Annotated in this window: 22 protein-coding genes, 1 tRNA gene, 1 pseudogene and 1 riboswitch; of the genes and pseudogenes, 11 read left to right on the plus strand and 13 right to left on the minus strand. The window is 58.5% G+C overall.

What is annotated here, in order from left to right:
- Positions 1–167: 167 nt before the first annotated feature.
- Positions 168–3,641, plus strand: a complete 3,474-nt coding sequence (locus BM074_RS03540) for a hybrid sensor histidine kinase/response regulator (RefSeq protein WP_091919795.1) — start codon at positions 168–170, stop codon at positions 3,639–3,641.
- Positions 3,642–3,649: 8 nt separating this feature from the next.
- Here the strand turns inward: BM074_RS03540 and BM074_RS03545 are convergent, their stop codons facing one another.
- Positions 3,650–4,309, minus strand: a complete 660-nt coding sequence (locus BM074_RS03545) for a response regulator transcription factor (protein ID WP_091919797.1) — start codon at positions 4,307–4,309, stop codon at positions 3,650–3,652.
- A 219-nt stretch (positions 4,310–4,528) separates the two neighbouring features.
- Here BM074_RS03545 and pip point away from each other — a divergent pair, with 219 nt between their 5' ends.
- On the plus strand, positions 4,529–5,479 hold the full coding sequence (pip, locus tag BM074_RS03550) for a prolyl aminopeptidase (RefSeq protein WP_091921419.1): 951 nt from the start codon (positions 4,529–4,531) through the stop codon (positions 5,477–5,479).
- A 35-nt stretch (positions 5,480–5,514) separates the two neighbouring features.
- On the opposite strand, the gene BM074_RS03555 is transcribed toward pip, so the two are convergent.
- Both BM074_RS03555 and BM074_RS03560 read right to left on the minus strand, forming a co-directional pair.
- Positions 5,515–5,958: a VOC family protein gene (locus BM074_RS03555; protein ID WP_027230329.1), complete on the minus strand. Its 444-nt coding sequence runs from the start codon at positions 5,956–5,958 to the stop codon at positions 5,515–5,517.
- Between the two features lie 116 nt (positions 5,959–6,074).
- A complete protein-coding gene (locus BM074_RS03560) occupies positions 6,075–6,515 on the minus strand; it encodes a hypothetical protein (RefSeq protein WP_091919799.1) in 441 nt (146 codons plus the stop codon).
- Positions 6,516–6,648: 133 nt separating this feature from the next.
- On the opposite strand from BM074_RS03560, the gene BM074_RS03565 reads away from it, so the two are divergent.
- Complete coding sequence (locus tag BM074_RS03565; protein WP_091919801.1) at positions 6,649–6,993, plus strand: DUF952 domain-containing protein; 345 nt, start codon at positions 6,649–6,651, stop codon at positions 6,991–6,993.
- Complete coding sequence (locus tag BM074_RS03570) at positions 6,990–8,078, plus strand: quinone-dependent dihydroorotate dehydrogenase (RefSeq protein ID WP_091919804.1); 1,089 nt, start codon at positions 6,990–6,992, stop codon at positions 8,076–8,078. The genes BM074_RS03565 and BM074_RS03570 overlap by 4 nt, the downstream gene beginning before the upstream one ends.
- Positions 8,079–8,098: 20 nt before the next feature.
- Here the strand turns inward: BM074_RS03570 and BM074_RS03575 are convergent, their stop codons facing one another.
- The 3 genes from BM074_RS03575 to BM074_RS03585 form a co-directional block, all read right to left on the minus strand.
- Positions 8,099–9,454 carry an MATE family efflux transporter gene (locus BM074_RS03575; protein ID WP_091919805.1) on the minus strand — a complete coding sequence of 452 codons (1,356 nt, stop codon included), beginning with the start codon at positions 9,452–9,454 and terminating at the stop codon, positions 8,099–8,101.
- Between the two features lie 104 nt (positions 9,455–9,558).
- Entirely contained in the window at positions 9,559–10,056 is a 498-nt protein-coding gene (locus BM074_RS03580; RefSeq protein ID WP_091919807.1) for a CAP domain-containing protein, read from the minus strand.
- A gap of 89 nt (positions 10,057–10,145) precedes the next feature.
- Complete coding sequence (locus BM074_RS03585) at positions 10,146–10,412, minus strand: DUF6460 domain-containing protein (protein ID WP_027230335.1); 267 nt, start codon at positions 10,410–10,412, stop codon at positions 10,146–10,148.
- Between the two features lie 462 nt (positions 10,413–10,874).
- Here BM074_RS03585 and BM074_RS03590 point away from each other — a divergent pair.
- From BM074_RS03590 to BM074_RS03600, 3 genes and pseudogenes are all read left to right on the plus strand, one after another.
- Positions 10,875–11,258: pseudogene (locus BM074_RS03590) on the plus strand (ABC transporter permease); the annotation flags it as partial.
- The gene (locus BM074_RS03595) at positions 11,255–12,280 is read left to right on the plus strand and encodes a LacI family DNA-binding transcriptional regulator (protein ID WP_091919809.1); all 1,026 of its coding nucleotides are present in this window, start codon (positions 11,255–11,257) and stop codon (positions 12,278–12,280) included. The pseudogene BM074_RS03590 and the gene BM074_RS03595, both read left to right, overlap by 4 nt.
- Positions 12,281–12,545: 265 nt before the next feature.
- Positions 12,546–14,111 (plus strand): EAL domain-containing protein, encoded by a 1,566-nt coding sequence (locus tag BM074_RS03600; protein ID WP_175498879.1) that lies wholly within the window; start codon positions 12,546–12,548, stop codon positions 14,109–14,111.
- A 104-nt stretch (positions 14,112–14,215) separates the two neighbouring features.
- Here BM074_RS03600 and BM074_RS03605 read toward each other — a convergent pair.
- Together BM074_RS03605 and BM074_RS03610 are read right to left on the minus strand one after the other, a co-directional pair.
- Positions 14,216–14,289, minus strand: a tRNA-Gly gene (locus BM074_RS03605).
- A gap of 61 nt (positions 14,290–14,350) precedes the next feature.
- On the minus strand, positions 14,351–15,442 hold the full coding sequence (locus BM074_RS03610; protein ID WP_027230339.1) for a 2'-deoxycytidine 5'-triphosphate deaminase: 1,092 nt from the start codon (positions 15,440–15,442) through the stop codon (positions 14,351–14,353).
- A gap of 77 nt (positions 15,443–15,519) precedes the next feature.
- A riboswitch (SAM riboswitch) is annotated at positions 15,520–15,599 on the plus strand.
- A 63-nt stretch (positions 15,600–15,662) separates the two neighbouring features.
- Here BM074_RS03610 and BM074_RS03615 point away from each other — a divergent pair.
- Complete coding sequence (locus BM074_RS03615) at positions 15,663–16,856, plus strand: O-succinylhomoserine sulfhydrylase (RefSeq protein ID WP_091921421.1); 1,194 nt, start codon at positions 15,663–15,665, stop codon at positions 16,854–16,856.
- Positions 16,857–16,863: 7 nt separating this feature from the next.
- Here the strand turns inward: BM074_RS03615 and BM074_RS03620 are convergent, their stop codons facing one another.
- Positions 16,864–17,202, minus strand: a complete 339-nt coding sequence (locus tag BM074_RS03620) for an MmcQ/YjbR family DNA-binding protein (RefSeq protein WP_162737104.1) — start codon at positions 17,200–17,202, stop codon at positions 16,864–16,866.
- A 134-nt stretch (positions 17,203–17,336) separates the two neighbouring features.
- Here BM074_RS03620 and apaG point away from each other — a divergent pair, with 134 nt between their 5' ends.
- Together apaG and BM074_RS03630 are read left to right on the plus strand one after the other, a co-directional pair.
- Positions 17,337–17,729 carry a Co2+/Mg2+ efflux protein ApaG gene (apaG, locus tag BM074_RS03625; RefSeq protein WP_091919813.1) on the plus strand — a complete coding sequence of 131 codons (393 nt, stop codon included), beginning with the start codon at positions 17,337–17,339 and terminating at the stop codon, positions 17,727–17,729.
- The gene (locus BM074_RS03630; protein WP_027230343.1) at positions 17,729–18,025 is read left to right on the plus strand and encodes a hypothetical protein; all 297 of its coding nucleotides are present in this window, start codon (positions 17,729–17,731) and stop codon (positions 18,023–18,025) included. Before apaG ends, BM074_RS03630 begins: the two co-directional genes overlap by 1 nt.
- A 12-nt stretch (positions 18,026–18,037) precedes the next feature.
- Here the strand turns inward: BM074_RS03630 and BM074_RS03635 are convergent, their stop codons facing one another.
- From BM074_RS03635 to BM074_RS03645, 3 genes are read right to left on the minus strand one after another with little or no spacing between them, the layout of a single operon-like run.
- Positions 18,038–19,033, minus strand: a complete 996-nt coding sequence (locus BM074_RS03635; RefSeq protein WP_343051173.1) for an Hsp33 family molecular chaperone — start codon at positions 19,031–19,033, stop codon at positions 18,038–18,040.
- A complete protein-coding gene (gene argF / locus BM074_RS03640) occupies positions 19,026–19,964 on the minus strand; it encodes an ornithine carbamoyltransferase (RefSeq protein WP_027230345.1) in 939 nt (312 codons plus the stop codon). The genes BM074_RS03635 and argF overlap by 8 nt, the downstream gene beginning before the upstream one ends.
- 10 nt (positions 19,965–19,974) lie before the next feature.
- A complete protein-coding gene (locus BM074_RS03645; protein WP_091919817.1) occupies positions 19,975–21,180 on the minus strand; it encodes an aspartate aminotransferase family protein in 1,206 nt (401 codons plus the stop codon).
- A 502-nt stretch (positions 21,181–21,682) separates the two neighbouring features.
- On the opposite strand from BM074_RS03645, the gene BM074_RS03650 reads away from it, so the two are divergent.
- Entirely contained in the window at positions 21,683–22,201 is a 519-nt protein-coding gene (locus tag BM074_RS03650; RefSeq protein WP_027230347.1) for a GcrA family cell cycle regulator, read from the plus strand.
- A 78-nt stretch (positions 22,202–22,279) separates the two neighbouring features.
- Here BM074_RS03650 and phoR read toward each other — a convergent pair whose 3' ends face one another.
- Positions 22,280–23,545 carry a phosphate regulon sensor histidine kinase PhoR gene (phoR, locus tag BM074_RS03655; protein WP_091919819.1) on the minus strand — a complete coding sequence of 422 codons (1,266 nt, stop codon included), beginning with the start codon at positions 23,543–23,545 and terminating at the stop codon, positions 22,280–22,282.
- Between the last annotated feature and the right edge of the window lie 78 nt (positions 23,546–23,623).

Raw genomic sequence — 23,623 nt, forward strand, 5'->3', positions numbered from 1 at the left:
ACGGTCATCGCATTTGCCATAACCTGAAAACTGTAACAGAAGTTTTGAAATTATTGATAGAGCGTTCGATTTCTTCTACCAGTATTAACGGCATGGGCAATCGGCGGGCAAGCCGAAAATGCCTGAACGCGGAGCGTGCCGAAGCAAAGTAACGGAAGGTGAAGCCCATGTCGGGCTTGTATATTGCAGTCCTTATCATTGTGCTTTACCTCGCGTTCCAGTCGATTGTGGTAAGGCGCGCGAACCAGCTTCCCAGCCGTTTTCGTCTGCCGCGGCCCTTTGTCTACTCGATCTGCCTTGCTGCAAGCGGCACGTCCTGGCTCTACTACGGCAGCGCCAGTTACGCCGCCAAGAACGGGATCGAATTTGTCGGGCTCTTCCTCGGCATTGGTCTCATGTTCACGTTGGGATTTCCAGTTCTCGGCAAAGTGAGCCAGCTCGCCAAATCGGAAGGCATCAAATCGATTTCCGATTTTGTCGGCGCACGGTACGGCAAGAGCTTTTCCGTCGCAGCGCTGGTTACTGGGATCACGACGATCGGGCTCATCCCATACATTGCGCTGCAGTTTGCCGCGATCCACCAGATGATCGATATTTATTCCAACCATATGAACGAAGGCGCAGATCACCACCACATGATCATTGCCCTGGTCCAGCTTGGGATCGCCGTCTACACCGTTTTCGTGGCCGCTCGCGGTCCGCAGCAGAAGGACCGCTACGATGGTTTCATCAAGGCGGTTGCCGTAGCTACCACGATCAAGCTCTGTGTCTTCCTGCTTGTCGGCATTGCTACCGCGACGTTCCTGTTCGGATCACCCACGGAACTCTTCGCAAAGGCGATGGCCCAGAAGCAGGACATTCCGCTTCTCACCACCGGCATTTCCGTTGCCAACCTTTTTGCCCTAATGCTGATCGGCGCATCGACGGTGCTGCTTTTACCCAACCAGTTCTATCTGACGATCGTCGAGCACCGGGGTGGCGGAGAAATGCGTCTTGCGCGCTGGTTCACACCGCTCCTCTTGCTGATCGGCGGCGTCTTTGTCATCCCCATTGCCGTGGCCGGGACGATTTCCCTGCCGCCCGAGGCTGCGTCGGACTTTTACTTCATTTGCGTGCCGATCGTTGCCGGGCAGAAGATGCTCGCCGGGATTGCGTTTCTTGGTGGCGTTCCGGCTGCAACGACGATGATCATTGCGCCATCGATATTACTGTCGATCATGATCACCAACGATTTGATGCTGCCGCTGCTGTTGCGCCCGGCTGCCGGCAATCCAGCCGAGCCAAAGGACTATACCAAGGTCATTCCCCGGATCAGGCGCTGGTCCCTCGTCGCCATTCTCGGGATAGCCTGGGCCTATCAGTATTTCGTATCCTGGAAGATGGACTTTTCCGAACTCGCGCTGATCTCGGCTGTCGCGGTCATCCAGCTGGTGCCGCCATTCGTCGGCGCCCTCGTTTGGCGCCGGGGCACAGCGCGCGGCGCAAACTGGGGCATGATCGCGGGATTCAGCGTCTGGCTTTATACGATGGTCATCCCGACGCTGATCGATCCAGGCTCCGGGCTCTTGACCGACGGTCCGCTTGGGATTGCAGCGCTCAAGCCGCAGGCGCTTTTCGGCGTCGAGGCGGCAAGCTACGTGCAAGGCCTTTTCTTCAGCCTGGCCGCCAATATTCTTTGCTATGTTGCCGGGTCACTGTCACGCAGCGCCACGCCGCTTGAGCGCATTCAGGCTTCGGTATTCATCACCGATAAAGCCCCGCTGTCGACGCCGGTCGGAACACTTCAGCCCTCCATCACCGTCGGGCAACTCAAGGCGACGGTCTCGAGATATATCGGCCATGAGCAAGCTGAATTGGCTTTCGCGTCCTTTCGCAAACGCGAGGGTATTCTGCTCGACGACGAGGATGGGGCAGATTTCAAGACGGTACATTTCGCCGAACAACTGCTCTCCGGCATTGTCGGCTCGCCCTCGGCCCGCATGATCCTATCGCTCGCCATGGGGCCGACAGGGCCTGCACAACGCCGCGCCCAGATCCTCCTCGAGCATGCGACCGATGCACTGGCACAAAACCGATATCTGCTGCAAACGGCGCTCGATCAGATGGATCAGGGGATTTGCGTGTTCGACCCGCAATATCGGCTGAGCTGCTGGAACGCGCAGTTCCGCGTATTGCTCAATCTGCCAAGGGACCTGCAACGCATGGGCACCCCGTTTCGCAGCATCGTCCATTATCTCTATGAGCGCGGCGACCTCGCAAGCGCCGCCGACCCGGCGCTCCTCATCGGCCTTGCCAAATCGACCGCGCCGTGGCGGATCACGCTGACGGATACCGGCCAGACAATTGAAATCCGCTCGAACTCCATTCCGGACGGAGGCATTGTGACGACATTGACGGATGTCACACAAGCGGTAAATGCCGACCATCTCTTGCGGCAGACAAATGAGTCTCTGGAACAGCGTGTTCGCAACCGCACCAACGAGCTCACGCTCGCCAACCAGCAACTCGCCAAGGCACAGCAGCGGGCCGAAGAAGCCAATATCAGCAAGACGCGTTTCCTTGCCGATACCGGCCACGACATTCTCCAGCCCTTGAACGCGGCGCGGCTGTATTCTTCCTCGCTGATGGAGCGCCTCGGCAATTCGCGCGAAAAGCAGCTCGTTAGCAATGTCGACTCGTCGCTTGAAGCTGTCGAGGTTATCATCAACGCCCTGCTCGACATTTCGCGACTTGATACGGGCGCGCTCAAACCGGTTGTATCCGTCTTCCGCCTTGATTCTTTGCTTGAACAGATCGTCCGCGATTTTTCGCCGACGGCGCATGCAAGGGGCCTGACGCTGGACGTGGTCATGAGTTCGGTGGTCGTGGCGACCGACCGCAATCTTCTGCGCCGCCTCGTTCAGAACCTTGTCTCGAATGCCATCAAATATTGTCGCAGTGGCAAGGTGCTTGTCGGCGCCCGCCGGCGCGGCGACAGGATTGAACTGCAGGTGTTCGACACCGGCATCGGCATTCCAAAGTCGCAACTCGAAAACATATTCCGCGAGTTTTCCCGCCTCGCCGAAGGCATGAAGATTTCGGACGGGCTTGGCCTCGGCCTTTCCATCGTCGAGCGCATCGCGAAAATCCTCGACCTTTCGGTGCAAGTGCAATCGACGCCGAACAAGGGATCGATGTTCTCGGTGACAATTCCGGTCTCGAAGGCGGGCGCGCCTCCCGCTGCCGAGAATGTCCGGACCATTCTGCCTTCGGCGCCCCTGTCGGGATTGTCCGTGCTGTGCATCGATGATAACCCGCACTCGCTTGCCGGCATGCGGGAATTGCTGGCAACATGGGGTTGTTATGTCGTCATGCTGGATAGCGGCGAGGCGCTGAAAGCCTATTGCCAGGACAATCCAGGCGTTCCCGACGTCATATTGGCGGACTACAATCTGGGCGATGAAAACGGACTAGAAATGGTCGCCTACACACGCGAACACTTCCAGCGCCATATACCGGCGGCACTGGTTACGGCAGATCGCTCGAATGCCACCCGCGATCAAGCCAACGCCGAGGACATCGCCGTCATCCAAAAGCCTGTCCGACCCGCAGCGCTGCGGGCGTTGCTTTCGCATTTCCGCCAGGCAATCGCAGCGGAATAACGACTTGATTACATAAGAGACTGGCTGGGCATCGACTCTTCTTTGAAGCGTGCCAGCCGGATGACGGCTTGCGTGCGGCTCTCGACGCCGAGCTTGTATAGAACGGCGGAGACGTGTGCCTTGATCGTCGCTTCCGAAACGTTCAGTTCATGGGCGATCTGCTTGTTGAGCATGCCATCAGCCATCATACTCAATACACGTGCCTGCTGCGGCGTAAGTTTGCGGATGCAGCGAATAAGTTCGATCATCTCCGGATCGAGCACGTCGTCGTCACCATCGGCCAGCGGCGACCAGATACCCCCGTCAAGGATCGTCTGCACTGCTTCCTTGATAACGTCCGGTCCCGACGACTTGGAAATGAAACCCGATGCGCCGAGTTCGAGGGCCGCCCGGATGGTAACCGGATCGTCGGTTGCCGAGATGATGGCGATCGGAAGCGATGCTTGCAGGGAGCGCAGCGCGACAAAGCCGGTGAGCCCACCGACACCGTTCAACGAAAGGTCAAGCAGAAGAAGATCAAGATCGGCTTCTTCCTGGATAAGAGATTTTGCAGTCTCGATATCGCCAGCTTCAATAATCTCGGTATTGTTTCTTGGCGAAGTAAGCGCCAAACGCAAGGCTCCCCTGAAGAGAGGGTGATCATCCACAATAAGAAATCGGTAGTTCATGATTTAAAAAATCCTTGTTGCTGAAATTGCAGCAGTCTTAATCCAAAAGCCGTAATGCTAACGACTAAATCTGAAACGACTGATATATCAAGAGCCATTCGGTACACGCCAAAGTTTTGTTATCCGCCTAGGTGAGGCGATCCGGTTGAAATGCCTTGGCAAAACCGCATTCCCGCGCAATTATTTGCTGTGGGGATGAAATTCTTGAAAGTGGGACGCATGATCACAAACATTCTTTATCCAGAACTTCAACCGACATCGGAGGAAATGCTGCAGGTCTCCGAGCTTCACACGATTCATGTGGAGGAATGCGGGAATCCGAATGGCAAACCGGTGATCATGGTACACGGCGGACCCGGTGGCGGCATCAATCCGACGATGCGGCGCCTGCATGATCCGGAAAAATATCGCATCATTCTGTTTGACCAGCGCGGCTGCGGAAAATCGACGCCGCATGCGGAGCTCAACGAGAACACGACATGGGATCTCGTTGCCGACATGGAGAAAATCCGCAATCATTTTGACATCGACAAATGGCAGGTCTTCGGCGGTTCGTGGGGTTCGACGCTCGGCCTCGCTTATGCGCAGACACATCCGGACCGCGTCAGCGAATTGATATTGCGCGGTATTTTCATGATCCGCCGTTTCGAGATCGAATGGTTCTATTCGAACGGCGCAAGCATAATCTATCCCGATCGTTTTGAGGCCTACCAGGCGCATATACCGGAAGACGAGCGCGACGACATGATCGCAGCCTACTACCGGCGCCTGACCGATGCCGACCCGGCCGTCCAGTTGCAGGCAGCCAAACTATGGGCGCGCTGGGAGGGATCGGCGCTATCGCTGCTTCCGGATCCTGCGCGTGAAGAAGCGTTTTCCAACGATCATTTTGCCATCGCTTTCGCCCGTATCGAATGCCACTATTTCCAGAATCGCGGGTTTTTCGAAACGGACGACCATTTGCTGCGCAACGCACATCTGATCCGCGATATTCCGGGCGTCATCGTGCATGGGCGCTATGACATGTGCACGCCGCTGCTCAACGCCTGGCACCTGAAAAAGGTCTGGCCGGAAGCGGATCTGCGTATTGTCGAGGATGCAGGCCATGCCGTCAGCGAGCCCGGCATCGTCCACGAACTCATCCACGCGACGAAGCGGTTTGCTGGCTAGATAACGACGGCCGGCCCCGCCATGGGGCCGGCACTTTACGCGGCAAGGTGCTTCTGCCGCGATTTCAGCACCCACAAATGCCCGAACGGATCAACGAGCACGCCAGCCCGATCACCGCCATCGAGCGTTTCGGCGGCGTTGCGTATCCTGCCACCCTCGGCGAGGGCATGGTGCAGCACGCGGTCCACATCATCGACATGAATATCGAGCATGACCGGCGTCGCTCCGATGGCATGGACCGAGCGCGGACCGCCGAGGGATGCGTCGGCATCGCGCTTCGGATTGGCGCCAACGATCATGAGGAACGATGCGCCCATGCGGATTTCCGCAGCGATAAGTTCGCCATTGTGCAGATAAGGCCGTCCGACAGTTTTGGCGCCGAAGACGTTCTCATAGAAATCGAGCGCCTTCTGCTGGTCCCCATGACGTACAAAGAGCCTGATCGATACCTCTCCAATCAGTGTTGGCACTGCAGTCATCTCATCGCTCCCGGAAAAAAAGTTGTGAGCGGGCAGTGTCCGACAAAAGTTTGAACATATCAAGAACGGCACCTGCCAAAAACCGGCCACTCCTGACAGATGGTTGTCAGGATGATTCAGGTTTTCTCCAAGGTGTCCGGAGCCGGCTTGTTGTCTTCGGGGCTGTAGCCGAACTCCTTGGCGATACCCATGAAACGGCGCATGAATTTTTCCATGTAGCCGAGGCTCTTTTCGAACTGCTCGTCGGAAGGCAGCGCGTCGCGCACAATCGGCGGAATCTTGCCCATGGCGGCCACTGTATCCTCGAGTTTGGCGACGCGGCCCTTCAGATCGGCTATGTCCTCTTCATAGGCCGTACGTTCCTCCGCAGCGACCTTGCACACGAGTTGTGCGGCTTGCTGTTGGCAGATCGACATCTCACCCGTCTTGTTGTTCATGCGCACGAAGCCGTCGGCAATCTTCTCCAGCGTATAGCCCGGGCTCTCCTCGGCACGCGCCGGCTGGCCGACCAGCGGACCAAGTGCAAGAACAATGAGCATCGTGCGAAAGGGTGCCATGACGGACCTCCATGTTTGCATCCTGCAAACCTATTGCAATAATACGCCGAAAATCTGAACCAGGCACAGAATTCGCTCAAACGTTCGACTCCGGACTTTGCGCGGACGGGTTTTGCGACTACTAAGAATTTCCATGACTCACCTGATATACAAGATTGCGCCGCGCACCCTTTGGCAGGCCGCCGAAGCAAAGGGTGTCTTTGACGGCGCGCCCATCGATCATACGGACGGTTTCATTCATTTCTCGACAGCCGCGCAGGCCGTGGAGACGGCGACAAAGCATTTCGCCGGACAGGACGACCTTCTGCTCATTGCGGTTGCGACCGACCGGCTGGGCGATGCGCTCAAATACGAGGTTTCGCGCGGAGGCGATCTCTTTCCGCACCTTTATGCATCGCTGCCGCTCGAGGCGGTCGAATGGGTAAAGCCCCTGCCCCTCGGGCCTGACGGGCATCAATTTCCGGAGATGCAACAATGAACAGGCTGTTCCAAGCGATCGGCAGGAAGGTCCTGTTCTCGTTCGATCCGGAAGATGCACACGGGCTTTCGATAAAAGCGTTGAAAAGCGGCATCGTCCCCGGTTGCGCGCCTTTGAACGATCCGGCGCTGCGGGTCACCGTGGCAGGTCTCAGCTTTCCCAATCCTCTCGGTATGGCAGCAGGCTATGACAAGAATGCCGAAGTGCCGGATGCCCTGTTGAAGCTCGGATTCGGGTTTGCCGAGGTCGGAACGCTGACCCCGTTGCCGCAATCCGGCAATCCCAAGCCGCGGATTTTCCGCCTTATCGAAGACCGCGCGGTGATAAACCGCCTCGGATTCAACAATGAGGGCCACGAACCGGCTTTCCAGCGGCTTACCGAACGGCGCAAGCATGCCGGCATTGTCGGCGTCAACATAGGCGCCAACAAGGATTCGACGGACCGGATTGCCGACTACGTTGCCGGGATCCGCAAGTTTCAGTCAGTCGCCAGCTATTTCACCGTCAACATCTCCTCGCCGAACACGCCGGGACTGCGCGATCTGCAGGCGCGTGAAAGCTTGCGCGAATTGCTTGGCAAGGTGCTCGAAGCGCGCGACGCGCAAAAGGGCGTGCACCGCCCCGTCTTTCTAAAGATCGCGCCCGATCTTCCAGAGGCGAGCCTCGACGATATCGCGGCCGAGATCGCGCTTCACCCGCTCGACGGCTTGATAATTTCGAATACTACGCTGTCGCGAAGCGGCCTCGAAGGGACGAAGAATGCGCGCGAGACTGGAGGCCTTTCTGGCGCTCCACTGTTCAATCGCTCGACGATCGTCCTTGCCAAGATGCGCCAGCGCGTCGGGTCCGATTTGCCGTTGATCGGCGTTGGCGGTGTTGACAGCGCGGCGACTGCGATTGCGAAAATACGTGCCGGCGCGGATCTCGTTCAGCTTTATACGAGCATGATTTATGCAGGGCCAGGACTTGCCGGGGACATCGTCAAGGACCTTTCGGCAAGATTGAAGCGTGACCGCATCACCACCATCGCTGCACTGCGCGATTGCGACGTCAATGAATGGGCAGGCGAACCGCTGCCGGCCTAGAGCGTGTCGCTACTACTAGCTTATTCGGCAAACTGCAGGCGCGCCCGGCTCGGCAGAATCGACAGGAGCGAGATGCCGCGCAGGCCAAGGAAGAGGTGGAGCGCCAGCCAGAGGCCGTGATTGCCCAGGTAAACCGGCAAGACGTAGTAGGCGGCAAAATAGCCCGCGAGCGACAGAATCATCATGTTGCGCATATCGCGCGACCAGGTCGCCCCGATGAAGACGCCGTCCATGTGGAAGGCGAGAAGGCCGGTGACCGGCGCAAGGGCGGCCCAGGGCATATAGATAGCTGCCATCGATTGAACCTCTTCTGACTTGATCAGGAAGGCGACGATACTGTCGCCAAAGATCAGGAAGAAGAGTGCCATGACCGATGCGAGGATCATTCCCCAGAGAAACGACAGCTTTACGCCCCGGTCGAAGGCAGGACGGTAATTCGCGCCGACGGCACGGCCGGAGATTTGTTCGGCTGCGGTGGTGACGCCGTCGATCAGATAGCCTGAAATCAGAAGGAAATTCATCAGCACCGCATTGGTCGCCAGCGTTACCGCACCGGCCTGGGTGCCCGCCCGGGTGAAATAGGCGTAGGCGATCAGCAGGAAGAACGAGCGCAGCATGATGTCGCGATTGACCGCGAACATGCGGCGGATTTCATGCGCATCCAGAACGCGTTTGCGCGACGGATTGGCAATGCTTCGGAACTGCATGTAGATCATCGAAAGGCCGACGGTCAGTGCCGACGTCTCGCCTAGCACCGTTCCCCAGGCGATGCCCTTGACGCCCCAACCCATGATAAGACCGAGCCAGATGGTCATCACGACATTGACGCCATTCAGCAGCAATTGCAGATAAAGGCCCTGCATGGCCTTGCCCTGCCCGAGCAGCAGTCCCAATACGACGAAGTTGCCGAGCGCCATGGGCGACGACAGAAGACGGATCGACACATAGGTCGACATGGCCTCGCTGACAGCCGGATCGGGATTCATAAAGCTGACGGTCGCCTGCAGGATCAGCGGGGTGGCCGCGATGAAGATCAAGCCGGCGACAACGGCAATGCCGAGAGCACGCCAGAATACCGCCTGCTGCTCGACATCGTCGTGGCGGCCCATGGCCTGCGCAACAAGACCTGTCGTGCCAGCGCGCAGAAAGTTCATCGTCGAGAACAGGAAGTCAAAGACCAGGGCGCCAATGGCAAGGCCGCCAAGCAGATGCGGATTGCCGACCTGGCCAATGACAGCAGTATCGACGAGGCCGAGCAGCGGCGTCGTCAACGATGCGAGCATGACCGGAATTGTGATTGCAAGCATCAACCGGTTCGTCACCTCGAAGGGGCGGACGACCTTGGAACCGGCAGACGAAGGCACATCGATATTCATGAGGGCACCGAGATTGCAAGCCTGAAAGGCTGTCCAAGCTCTATGCCACTGGTTCGCTGCGTTTACCAGTCATATCAAGGATGATGCATTCCAGCGCCCGTGGACTACACCCCGAGGACCAGCGCCCAATACCTCTCTGCACCCGATTCAGCGTAGGCAAGTCCGAAATGGCTGAATTGCGGGTCGAGCATATTGCGACGGTGCGGCGTTGAATTCATCCATTGAGCAAAGACCTGGTCCATATCCATCCGGCCCCTGGCGATATTTTCCGCAGCGGGACCGTGAATGCCCGCGCCGCGTATGCGAGAAGCAAAGTCCCGGTTCCAGCTCGTCGTATGGCTCATGCGTCCGGCGCTCGCCATATAGCCCGCCTGCTGCAAGGCCGCCTGCTCCAATGCCGAAGACGGAGCGAGGGGCCCGAGCCCCCTTGACGACCGTATTGCCCGCAGATTGGCGCTGCCTGAAGCCGAAACGCCCGCGCGCTTGCCGGTCAACCGCGGTTGCGGTGGCGTCGATTGGCATGCGGCAAGCGGCAGGAGCGCAACGCCGGCGGCAAGGCCGAGAAAATGACGACGCGGCATTAGCAATTTTGTTTCGTCCATGGAGCTTTCCTCACGACGGGTTTAGCCGATATCGGTGAAATGTGGCTCCTTCGCGCCCCGAAAAGGCTCAACCACACGGTTTGGCAGTTTTAGCGACGATAGCTCAAAAGCCGCAACAGGATGAAGCACGGAATGACGACGACTGCGCCAAGCAGGAAATAGCCTGCGAAGCGTTCGATCGCGCCGAAGCCCAGATTCCAGATGCGGCGGAAGAAATTTTCGATGCCGTAGAGAATATCCATCGGAGACCAGTCGAATGCACTCATGACCACACCGACGACAAGCGAAACGATGATGAGCTTTATGAGAACACGGGCGGGCGTATCGCCCAGGAAACGGTTCACTCCATCCGACATGTTTTCTCCGGTCCATACTTGTCTGCGCTGGCAATGACATACGGCGATACGGAATAGCGTTCAAGGTGGTGAATAACCCATGCTCTGCATCGCGTGTCGCGGCAACCGCTTGTCACGCAAACATGGCGCTGTAGCGATGAAGACGGTAGAAACTGTTTTTCGATTGCGATGCGGTCGTGCAACCCGTCTTCTATGCAACTCTTATCACTTGGCTCATAAAATTGACGCGCTGCAGCAATGAAACGTTTCATATTGACAAGCTTGAAGCGATATGGCCCATTTCCGTACAGAAATCGTTTTGCTGAAAATCCGGTGAAACGCGCTTCTGAAGGAAAAGAAGATGCTCGCCACCGTCGATCGGTTCGGCCAGGAAATGGCTGCTAACGCCGTCGACAAAGCGCTCGGCGTGCTCAAGAGCGGCAAGCCGCTCGAGGGTTGGGTCAAGACCGATATCAAGCTCGTCATGGTATCGGCAACAATGAAGAAGCGGCACGGCTCGCCGGCCGCAACATCTTTTTCTACAAGATTGCCGCTTTCACTATCTGCGGAGCGCTGGTTGGCATCGGCGCGATCATCTATATGGCCCGCCTTAATATCGCGAGCCCGATCATCGGCATCGGCTTCGAACTCAATGCGATTGCGGCCGTCATCATCGGCGGGACGAGCCTCAGCGGCGGGCGCGGCAGCGTCGTCGGAACGCTGCTTGGCGCCTGCATTATCGGCGTTCTCGCCAATGGGCTTATTCTGCTTGGCCTCAGTGATTTTATGCGACAGATGATAACCGGATTTGTGATAATCCTCGCTGTGATACTCGACAAATACCGCGAAAGACTGACCAAAGCATGAGTGCATCCGACGCGCCCGACAGGACCAAACACAAGACGCACGCGAAAGTGGTGAACATCAAGGACGTTGCGGCACGCGCCAATGTTTCGGTCGGAACGGTGTCGCGCGTTCTTGCAAATAACGAGACCGTCGGCATGGCCCTGCGCGAGAAAGTGACTGCAGCCATTCGCGAACTCAACTTTCGACCGAGCGGCGTGGCGCGCGGCCTGCGCCGCAGCCGCACCGATATGATCGGCCTGGTCATCCCGGATATTACCAACCCGTTCTTTGCCGAACTTGCCAAGCATGTCGAGGCGATCGCGTCACGTTCGGGATTTTCGGTGCTGCTGTCGATCACCAATGAAGACCCCAGGATCGAGCTCAACCAGATCGAAAGCCTGTTGAAGAGCTATCCAACCGGGCTAATCGTGGTTCCGACCCAGTTTGGCGCTTCCGAGGGCTGGAAGAGCAATGTGGCAACCGTTGCGGTGGACCGGCGCTTTGCGGGCTATCCGTTGATCTCTGTCGATCACGCCGCCGGCGCCGGCCTTGCCGCACGGCATCTTCTTGCCCTTGGCCACCGGCGCATCGCCTATATTGCCGGCCCTCCCGAAGCGCCCGTTTCACGCGAGCGGCGCAACGGCTTCATCGGCGCCCTTGCCGCCGAGGGGGTGACGCCGGAAATTCTCGAAGGCTATTTCGACTATGCATCCGGCGAAACACTGGGCCGCATGCTGCTCGACCGGGCACCGGGCGAGCGTCCAACCGCCATTGCAACGGCCAGCGACCAGCAGGCGATCGGTCTTATGCGCGCCGCCAACGATCTCGACCTGAAAGTGCCGCAGGATATTTCCGTCGTCGGCTTCGACGACATTCCGCTAGCCGAACTCATCACGCCGCGCCTGACGACGATCCGCCAGCCTGTCGAACAGATTGCCGCGCGCGCCGTGGCGCTCACGACCGGCACCAGCCCGCTTCCCATCGACGACGAATTGCTGGAAGCTTCGCTGGTGGTGCGCAATTCGACTGCGGCGCGCGACTGACCGGCCATTCAGGATTTTTGGAGCGGATGACGAGAATCGGACCCTTGTATTAGCGGGCCAGTGGCGGCGGCATCCAGGAGAACGCTCAGTGAAGTGTTGAGCCCCCTCCTGAGGAGACGTTGGGAACTGCTGGTTACTGGGAAGTGATAGGCGTATTAATCTATCTCGGTCCTGACCGAGTAGATATGTCTCTCTACGGCGGCAAGCTAAATGGCTGGCGTGGTAGAGTGTTCACAAGATTGCTCAGCACTGTGATCGGATGGGCATGAAGTACATAGTTCGACTTCTTGACAAATCAGCCATCACCGCGTGCTTGCTTGCGGGCGCTGCGACAACCGCACTCGCGATGATGGGAGCGCGAAGTATCGCGCTTTCCCTCGCCCAATCCGATGTCGCCGAATATGCCGGCAATTTGCTCAAGAGGGCTGAGGGGATCGCCCTTGAGACAAACAACGCGCTTGCCGAAGCAAACCATGTTGAAGGTGAGCCATGCGGGTCAACTGACCTCGATAATATGAGAAGAATCGCTTTCACCGCACGCTATATCAAGGATGTCGGGAGGGTGAACGATCAGAAGCTTATGTGCTCGAGCTATCTGGGCGTCGTAACGCCGCCCTTCGTCAACCCGCCACCGGATATCATTACTGAGGACGGTCACAAAATTTGGGGGAACGCATCGCTCCGATTGGCAGATGGGGTTACTGCCTTGGTGATCGAGGCCGGCAATGCAAATGTGGTGACCGATCCTTCCGCATTTTTGGACTTGGTTCGTTACCCCTATCGCTACTCCGTCGCCATCATCGATCCCGAGAAGGGCCATGTATTGCGATCATGGGGGCAGCCCGTGGTCGATGAGAGTATCTTGGTGGCGCGTAAGGATACTTCTACTGACACTGCTACGGATATCATCCATATTGATTGTTCGAAGGTATACTTTCTTTGCAGTGTGGCGGCGTTAAACAAGCGCGAAGCCATAGCGCGGCAATCAACGTTCATTCTTGGCTTTGGTGCTCTCGGATTTCTGCTCGGTGGATTTTTAACTCTGGTGGGTTTCCTGCTCTACCGAACGCAAAAGCCCTTGGCAGCGCGATTGAAGGATGCGTTGCGCTCGAATGAATTATCTTTGATGTTTCAACCCATTGTGGACCTACGGTCAGGGCGCATGGTTTCCGCTGAGGCGCTGGTGCGGTGGACAGATCGTCAGGGCAACAACATTCCACCCGACATTTTTGTGGCCGAAGCGGAGGCTCATGGAACGGCCGGCGAGATTACCACCTATGTGCTCAAGGAGGTAGGCAGGACTGCCAAGTTTTTGCTCAGCGAGCATCGGGATTTCGTCATCACAGTCAACATCGTCGCGTCGGATCTGAGCGATCCCAACTTCTACGCGACACTCGACCAGACCATTAGCCTGTTTGGCATTCATCGAAATCAAATCGGACTGGAATTGACCGAACGTTCCACGGCACACCTGGACATCGCCGTTCCAGCCATCGCACGGCTGCAACAACTGGGTCATCCTGTTTACCTCGATGATTTTGGCACCGGCTATTCCAGCCTCGCACACCTCCAGGAACTCAAGGTCAATGTCATAAAGCTGGATCGAGCCTTTACGAACAGCGTCGGCACAGAGTCTGTGAAGGTCTCGATCGTGCCGCAAATCCTCGGAATGGCAAATTCACTAGGACTTGGAGTTGTCGTCGAGGGGATAGAAACTGAGGCGCAGTATAGCTTTTTTGCATCTGCGAGCCCTCACTGTTGTGGACAAGGCTGGCTTATCTCCCGTCCAATGCCTTTCGACCGCTTGATTTCCTTTAAGGCCGATCATTGAACAGGGTTCAGAACAGTTACTCACTGCCTCGATGAGGTGTCTTGTGGTCGGCTACCAGCGTAAAAACGGCATCGTAAAATATCAGTTAAGTCATAAAAGTTTGATGGAGCGGGTGAAGGGAATCGAACCCTCGTATTCAGCTTGGGAAGCTGCTGCTCTACCATTGAGCTACACCCGCATTTCACTATCAGTGACCGCTGACAGCGGTCTTTGTCAAGGGGTCGCGAGCGGCTCCGCCGTCAGCGGAAGTGCTTTGAAAGCTTCAGGCCCTGCGCCTGGTAGTTGGAGCCGAGATCAGTGCCGTAGAGGGCGCGCGGGCGCTCCAGCATGTGCTCGTAGATCAGGCGTCCGACGATCTGTCCGTGTTCGAGAATGAAGGGCACCTCATGGCTGCGCACTTCGAGCACGGCGCGGCTGCCGGTGCCGCCCGCTGCCGTATGGCCGAAGCCCGGATCGAAGAAGCCGGCATAGTGCACGCGGAATTCGCCCACCAGCGGGTCGAACGGCGTCATCTCGGCGGCATAGAGCGGCGGCACGTGGACCGCTTCGCGCGAGACGAGGATATAGAACTCATCGGGATCGAGCACGAGTTCCCGGGCGCCGCGATCATGGATCGGCTCCCAGAAGTCGAAAAGATCGTGGACGCCGCGCCGGTCGACATCGACGACGCTGGTATGATGCTTGCCGCGATAGCCGACAAGGCCATTTTGGTCGCCGGTGAGGTCGATTGAAAGGGCGATGCCGCCGCCGGAAATATTGGGCGTTTCGGAGGCGACGAGCGTCTCGGCGGCGTGAAGTTCCGCAAGCTCTGTTTCCTCGAGTTGCGCGCGCCCGGTCCGGAAGCGGATCTGCGACAGGCGCGAGCCGGTCCGGGCGACGATCGGGAAGGTGCGCGGGCTGACTTCAAGGTAAAGCGGACCATGATAGCCGGCCGGAACCTTGTCGAACTCCTGCGCGCCATCGACGATGACCCGTGTGAAGATATCGAGGCGCCCGGTCGAACTCTTCGGATTGGCGGAGGCTGAAACCTCGGCAGGCAGTGCCAGGCTTTCCAGGAGCGGAACGATATAGACGCAGCCGGTCTCGAGAACGGCGCCCTCGGTCAGATCGATTTCGTGCAGTTTCAGGCGGTCGAGCTTGTCGATGACCGGCGTTCCCGGGCCCGGCATGAAGCTCGCGCGTACGCGGTAGGCGCGCTTGCCGAGGCGCAGATCGAGGCTCGCCGGCTGGATCTGGTCGACGTCGAATTCGCGCTCGGTCTTGAGTGCTCGCGCCTCAAATAGCGCCCTGATGCCGCTATCGGCCAATATGCCCGCTTCTCGTCTCGCCATGTCGACCATCCATACAAAGAGACGAAAAGCTTTAGCGCCTCACCCGATTGACGCAAGCGGCCAAGAGGATTAAAGCACTTTTATCCCGTGGTGATTTGGCCGGCCGGCTTGCAGCCACGTAAAATAATTTGCTAAAAGAGGCCCGGTCTCGTCCGGCCTTTTTGCGATTCCCGCAAGGCCGGTTTTTTATTGGCCAGTTTTCTGGCAGATTGAGACAGCGATGACCAAGGATACCACCCGCAAACTGCGTCCCGCCACCCAGCTCGTCCATGCCGGAACCTTGCGTTCCGGCTTCGGGGAAACCTCCGAAGCCTTGTTCCTGACGCAAGGCTTCGTTTACCCGTCCGCAGAAGCGGCCGAGGCGCGTTTCAAGGGCGAAGAGCCCGGATTCATCTATTCGCGCTATGCCAATCCCACGACCGACATGTTCGAAAAGCGCATGTGCGCCCTTGAAGGCGCGGAAGATGCGCGTGCCACCGCTTCGGGGATGGCCGCCGTTGCTGCCGCAATCCTCTGCCAGGTGCGAGCCGGTGACCACGTGCTTGCCGCGCGGGCGATGTTCGGCTCCTGTCGTTACATCATCGAGACCATGCTGCCGCGCTATGGCGTTGATTTCACGCTCATAGACGGCTCCAGGATCGAGAATTGGGAAAAGGCTGTTCGCCCCAACACCAAGGTGATGTTCCTCGAAAGCCCGACGAATCCGACGCTCGAAGTCATCGATATTGCCGCCGTCGCCAAGGTCGCGAACTCTGTTGGCGCCAAGCTGATCGTCGACAATGTGTTCGCAACGCCGCTCTTTCAAAAGCCGCTCGAACTCGGCGCCCACATCGTCATCTATTCGACGACCAAGCATATTGACGGCCACGGCCGTTGTCTCGGCGGCATGATCCTTTCCGACAAGCAGTGGATCGACGAAAACCTGCACGAATATTTCCGCCACACGGGACCCGGGCTTAGCCCGTTCAATTCCTGGGTCATGCTGAAGGGGCTCGAAACGCTTGCCGTGCGCGTACACCAGCAGACGAACAATGCAGCCAAGATTGCCGACTTCCTTGCCGGACATCAGGCCGTCTCGAAAGTGCTCTATCCCGGCCGCGCCGATCACCCGCAGGCCGACATCGTCGCCAAGCAGATGAGTGGTGGCTCGACGCTGATCGCCTTCGAGGTCAAGGGCGGCAAGAAGGCCACATTTGCGGTCGAGAATGCACTCGAGATCATCCAGATCTCCAACAATCTCGGCGATTCAAAGAGCCTTATCACCCATCCGACAACGACGACGCACAAGAACCTGACGGACGAGGCCCGTGCCGAGCTCGGCATATCCGATGGACTGCTGCGGCTATCCGTCGGTCTCGAAGATGTCGATGACCTCATCGATGATCTCGATGCGGCACTGAACGCATCGCGCTAGGACCTGGCTATAGCTGGTGGCGCGCCGACACTGATTTTGGCGCGGCCTTCCGCCATGCCATCGCCATGGCATGGCGCACGACATCGGGCTCGGCCATGGCGAGGATGACAAAGGTCGCACCTTTCTCGCCCCAGCCGCCCGGCACCGGTTCGAACATGTCTGCAGAGGTCTCGCGCATCATGGCCTGGTCGTCGCGCGTCAGCATCAGAACCCCGCGCAGTTTTTCCGGACGCAAGGTGGCGAAGATTTTGTTGCTCACACGGAAATCGGTCGTGCCAAAGTGGCTGCTCTGCGTGCTTTCCGGAAATGAGTGCGCCATGGCGGCGAAGGCTTCCAGGGTCATCATGACTGGCTCCTTTTGCATCCCCGATCCTAACAAAGGAACCGTGACCGACGAAGGTTTTAGTTCGATCCGTGACCAGTAATGGTTGACGCATCGGCCGTGAGTGGCGATATCAAGGAGTGAAATCGAGAGCAGGCATGTACAAGGCGACAACGCGCGATATCGAAGTGACCGTCGAGCCGTTCTATCTGGAGGAGCAATCCAACCCGGAGGAAAATCGCTATGTCTGGGGCTACCGGATAACCATTGCCAATGACTCGGATCTGACGGTGCAATTGCGCGCCCGCTACTGGAGGATCACCGATGGCAACGGCCATATCGAGGAGGTCCGCGGACCGGGCGTCATCGGCGAGCAACCCATTCTCGATCCGGGCGACTCCTTCCAATATTCATCCGGCTGTCCGCTGACGACGACATCAGGGGTCATGGTCGGGCGCTATTCAATGCAGACGACGTCAGGCGAGCGCTTCGATATCGAAATTCCGGCCTTCTCGCTCGACCTTCCCGATCAATTGCGGACCTTGAACTGATGGCCGAAACCGAACGCACCAACGCGCCCTATCTGAAGGCCCTAACCTGCTCCGCTATCGTCTTCGTACTGGCGATCGGCGCCTATTTCCTCGGCTATACCCTACCGAGTTTCACCAGCGCCTCCGACGCCGCCAGCCGATTGTTCGGCCTTGCCCTGGTCCCCGGACTGATTGTCGGCCTGTTTGCCAAGAAATCGCCAAAGCCATGGCCGTTATGGCTGATTATCGGCGGGTTCGTCGTTGTTCTGATCGCCGTCACCGTCATCCATGAAATGACGGCTTCGATGCGGGTCTGACCGCCGGATCGGTCAGTTTTTCGGCAGGAACTCGCCCGGATCAAACTCGTAGTGCGTCGAGCAGAATTCGCAGGTGACGCTGATCTTGCCGTCTTCGATACTGTCCTCGATCTCTTCGGCCGTGAAGCCTGAGAGCACGCCGGCAATCTTCTCGCGCGAACAGGAGCAGTCGTCGTTGACGCGGACCGCATCGAAGACGCGGACGCCGCGCTCGTGGAACAGCCGATAGAGCAGACGTTCCGCGCCAACCTGCGGATCGGTCAGTTCAGAGCTCTCGATCGTCGCGACCAGCGCCTTGATTTCGGCCCAGTCGTCATCCTCGAAAAACTCGTCCTCCTCATTGCTCGGCGCATCGCCGGCCGGCAGGTCCCGCTGGCGCATGCGAAGCTCGGATTCCGGCAGGAACTGCACGATGAGACCGCCGGCGCGCCATTGTTCGACAGGCTTGCCGTCCGGGCCTCGCTCCACGAGCTTGGCGACGGAGAGGCGCACATCGGTCGGAATCTGCTCCGACTGGCGGAAGTAGGTCTTGGCAATCTCTTCGAGGTTCGAGCCGTCGAGTGCGACGATGCCCTGGTAGCGTTGTGTGTATTCGCCCTGGTCCACAGTCAGCGCGAGCGTGCCGCTGCCGATCAATTCCTCCTGGGCGGTACGGTGCCCGGCAATCGCCTCCGCCAGGCGTTCCTCATCGTAACGCGCATAGGCGCGCACGGAATTTGGCGTGCGGAAATCGACGACCAGCATGTCGACGGGTCCATCCGACTGCGACTGGAAGATGAACTTGCCGTCGAACTTCAGCGAGGTACCAAGCAGCACGGTCAAAACGATGGCTTCGGCGAGCAGCTTTGCAACGGGTTCGGGATAGTCGTGGCGATTGAGGATCTCATCGAGCGTCGGCCCCAATTGCACCGCACGGCCGCGGGCATCGAGATCCGCAACCTGAAACGGCACAACGGCGTCGTCGCCGGCAAATACATATTCGTCGGAACGAATTCCGGTATCAGACACTGGAACGTCCTCCTTCAAGACACCATGCGAGAATTGCCTTCTGCGCGTGCAGCCGATTTTCCGCCTCATCAAAGACCACCGAATGCGGTCCGTCGATGACGGAGTCGGTTACCTCTTCGCCGCGATGCGCGGGCAGGCAGTGCATGAACAGAGCGTCGGGATTGGCATGCTGCATCAATGCATCGTTGACCTGATAGGGCATGAACACGTTATGACCGCGGGCCCGCCCTTCCTGTCCCATCGACACCCAGGTGTCGGTGACGATGCAATCGACGTCCTTGACCGCAGCGACCGGATCGGTGGTCAGCTTGATCTTGCCTCCGGCGCCGCGGGCCCAGTCAAGATATTTGCTGCTGGGTTCGCTGCCGTCCGGCGTTGCAATGTTGAGATTGAAATCGAAACGGGCTGCCGCCTCGACCAGCGAGTGCAATACATTGTTGCCGTCGCCCGTCCAGGCGAACGTCTTGCCCTGCACCGGCCCGCGATGTTCCTCGAACGTCATGATATCCGCCATTATCTGGCAGGGATGCGTGTCGTCCGTCAAAGCATTGATGACGGGCACCGTGGCGTTTTGCGCCATTTCGGTCAGGCGGTCATGCGTCGTCGTGCGCATCATGATGATGTCGACATAGCGCGATAGCACCTTTGCCGTATCGGCAATGGTTTCGCTGCGGCCAAGCTGCATCTCCGAACCGGTCAGCATGATGGTTTCGCCGCCGAGCTGGCGCATGCCGACATCGAAGGAAACGCGTGTGCGCGTCGACGGCTTGTCGAAGATCATAGCCAATACTTTGCCGGCAAATGGCTTTTCGATATTGCCGGCTTTCAGCCGTGTCTTGCGTTCGCGAGCGTCGTCAAGGATCGTGCGCAGATCGCCGGATGAGAGTGCTGAAAGGTCGGTAAAATGCCGGAGGTCCTGCTTGATTGTCATGGCCCGTCCCTCACGCGCTCTTCTGCCTGGCGGCAACCGATAGGCGTTCAGCCGCCGCCTCGATGCGTGAAAGCGCCTCGCGCGCCTCTTCTTCCGATGCAACCAGAGGTGGAAGCAGGCGAATGACGTTGTCACCGGCGCCGACCGTCAGAAAATGCTCGTCGCGCAGTGCCTGCACCAGCGTCGTATTGGGCACGACGCTCTTAAGGCCAATCAAGAGGCCGCGGCCGCGCACTTCCGAAATGACGGCCGGATAGCGGTCGGCAATTGACGCAAGGCCCTGCTTCATCGTGAGGGCAATCCTCTGCACGTGTTCAAGGAAGCCCTCCTCCAGGATGACGTCGAGCACGGCGTTGCCGACGGCCATGGCAAGCGGATTGCCGCCGTAGGTCGTCCCATGAACCCCCGCGGTCATGCCCTTTGCGGCTTCGGCCGTGGCAAGGCAGGCGCCAAGCGGAAAGCCGCCGCCGATGCCCTTTGCGACCGCCATGATATCCGGCCTGATGCCCGACCACTCATGGGCGAACAGCTTGCCGGTTCGACCGACGCCGGTCTGCACTTCATCGAGGATCAGCAAAATACCCTCATCGTCGCAGAGCTTGCGCAGAGCGCGCAGATCTTCATCCGGGACGGGACGTACGCCGCCCTCGCCCTGGATCGGCTCGATCAAGATGGCAGCAGTCTCCGGCCCGATGGCAGCCTTCAAGGCCTTTTCGTCACCGAAAGGCACCTGGTCGAAACCCTCGACCTTGGGTCCAAAACCTTCAAGGTATTTTTCCTGGCCGCCAGCCGCGATCGTTGCCAGCGTGCGGCCATGGAACGCGCCTTCGAACGTGATGATGCGAAACCGTTCGGGATGGCCGTTGACATAGTGGTAACGCCGCGCGGTCTTGATCGCGCATTCAAGCGCTTCCGCACCGGAATTGGTAAAGAACACCTTGTCGGCGAAAGTGGCGTCGACCAGACGCTGGCCGAGACGGCGCTGGCCGGGGATCTCGTAAACGTTGGAGACGTGCCATAGTTTTTCGCCCTGGCTCTTCAGCGCTTCGACGAGATGGGGATGCGAATGGCCGAGCGAATTGACGGCAATGCCGGCGGCGAAGTCGAGATAGCGCTCGCCGGTTTCGGTCACCAGCCAAACACCCTCACCTCGCTCAAAGCGCAAATCCGCACGAGCAAAAGTGTCGTAAAGCGGTTGCGCGATTGCGTCCGTCATGTCGTTACGGGCCTCCAATACCCTGCTTGCCGAAACTGCTGATTACAAAGAAGAAACGGCCGTGTTGAAATCAAAAAGCCGCCCCACAATGCCATTTTGAGGGCGGCCATATGCGAGTAATATCGTCATTCGAACCCCAATTGTCAAATGAACACTTTTGATCCCATTCATCACCAACACGAACCGGATGAGCCGATCCATTAACTACAACTTCTGCGCGTATCCGCTGGAATATTTGCCACCGACTCTGCAATTCGTCATTTCTGCAACATCTATCGCGCAAGTTGGGGAAAACCCAAAAAAGCACCCCTGGGATCGGCGCCCGACTCTTGTCACAGAGTCATCGCATATTGTAGCTTGGTAATCGAAAAAGCTAGATTTCGTACGGCGTCCTCGTCATCTGAATAGATATGGTATCGAACCAATCTGGAGCAATCCAGATGCGAGGAAGGATTCAGTCCGGAGTCTACATAAACAAGCCCCATATGGAGCTAGGAAAACGATGAACTGGACAGATGAGCGCGTAGAACAGCTGAAGAAACTTTGGGCCGAAGGTCTGAGTGCAAGCCAGATCGCAGCACAGCTGGGCGGTGTCAGCCGCAATGCGGTCATCGGCAAGGTTCACAGGCTGAAGCTGTCCGGGCGCGGCAAGACCACGTCCACCCAGACACGCAGCAAGAAGATCAACACGGGGTCATCCGGCGCCTCGCGCGGCGGCGGCTCCTCGGGGCATGTCGCGACCCGCGTCGTCAGCCGCAGCATCGGCGCGACCGCTTTGCAGACCGAATACAGCACGGAACTCGTGCCGGTCATGAAGACTGTCACGGATGTCGTCGTGCCGATCTCGCGGCGCCTCGAACTGGTGCAGCTCAACGAGCGTACCTGCAAATGGCCGATGGGAGATCCGCTACAGCCGGACTTCAATTTCTGCGGCAACGATGTCGGCGAGTCCGGGCCCTATTGCGGCTATCACTCCCGCCTAGCCTATCAGCCGGCGTCCGATCGCAGGCGCGTCCGCTAATCTTAGCTCCTTCTGACTGGGGCGCCATTCGGCGCCCTTTTTTTGTTGCCGTGCACCAAGCTTAACGAGCGGTTGGCGTCAGGCCTTCTGAGGCCCGAAGACGACGGTGAAGGTCGAGCCCTCGCCGACCCGCGAGCGAACGACGAGGCGCGCGCGATGCCGCGTCAGTATGTGCTTGACGATCGCGAGCCCGAGGCCGGTGCCTTTCTGAGCCCTGCTGGTTTCAAGATTGACGCGGTAGAAGCGTTCAGTCAGGCGCGGGATATGTTCCTCCGGTATGCCAGGGCCGAAATCCTGTACCATGGCCTTGATGCCATCGTCGCCGCGCTTGAGCTCAACGATGATGCGCTTGCCCGACTGGCCGTATTTCAAGGCGTTTTCGACAAGGTTCTGAAAGACTTGCGTCAGCTCATCCCTGTCGCCAAGCACGATGACGGGATCGGGATCGATCTTGCGTTCGATTTCGACGCCGAGATCATCCGCAAGCGGGCGCAACGAATCCACCACGTGATTGATCAACGTCGTCAGGTCCACCTGGTCCTTGACCGCGATATGCGCCTTCATCTCGATGCGCGACAGTGACAACAGGTCATCGATCAGGCGGGCCATGCGCTCGGCCTGCTTCTGCATGATCTCGAGGAAATTGTCACGCGCCGCCTCGTCGCGGCGGGCCGGCCCGCGCAACGTCTCGATAAACCCGGTCAAGGATGCGAGGGGCGTGCGCAACTCGTGGCTGGCATTGGCGATAAAGTCGCTGCGCATGCGTTCAAGGCGATGCGCTTCGGTTTGGTCGCGAAATGAGAGGAGATATTGCCGGTCCTTGCCACCGGCCCGGTCGAGAAGGAGAACCGTCGCCCGATACCAGCGCTCGACCGGAACCCGTTCGGCAAAGTCTACCGACCGGGCGACGCCATCGGCCATGACCGACTGAACCAGTGCCTGCAGTTCGGGGGCCCGGAAATGCAGGAGCAAAGCCCCGCCGCGCGCAAGCGGCCCGAACGCGCCATTGGCGACGGGATTGACGTAAAGAATCGTCCCGCCATGGTCGAAGATGATAAGCGGGTCGGGCAATTGCGCGGCAAGCTGCTGGCCGGACAGACGGAAAATTGCCGGATCACTGGCGGGAGATTCCGCTGGTGCATCGCTGCGCGGCAGCGTCGCAGAAAGCGCAACGACCGCCAGGAGGACGAGCATGAGGACGGCAAAGCTCAGCCACCATGTCGCCTGAGTGCTGAGGACCAGAGCGGTAATGAAGGCGGCGGCGCCGAGCACGAAGCGTGCCTGGATCACACGCTCGACGGCCTTTTGACGAAACGTACGGCCCTCCTGCCCCAAAATGCTCATGCACTAAACTCCTGGCCCGGCGTCCTTTTTTGGCTCTGGACGATACAACGCTCTCTCAATAACATGCCATTGTGTCAA

This window comes from Phyllobacterium sp. CL33Tsu (assembly GCF_900113985.1).
Classification (GTDB): domain Bacteria; phylum Pseudomonadota; class Alphaproteobacteria; order Rhizobiales; family Rhizobiaceae; genus Phyllobacterium; species Phyllobacterium pellucidum.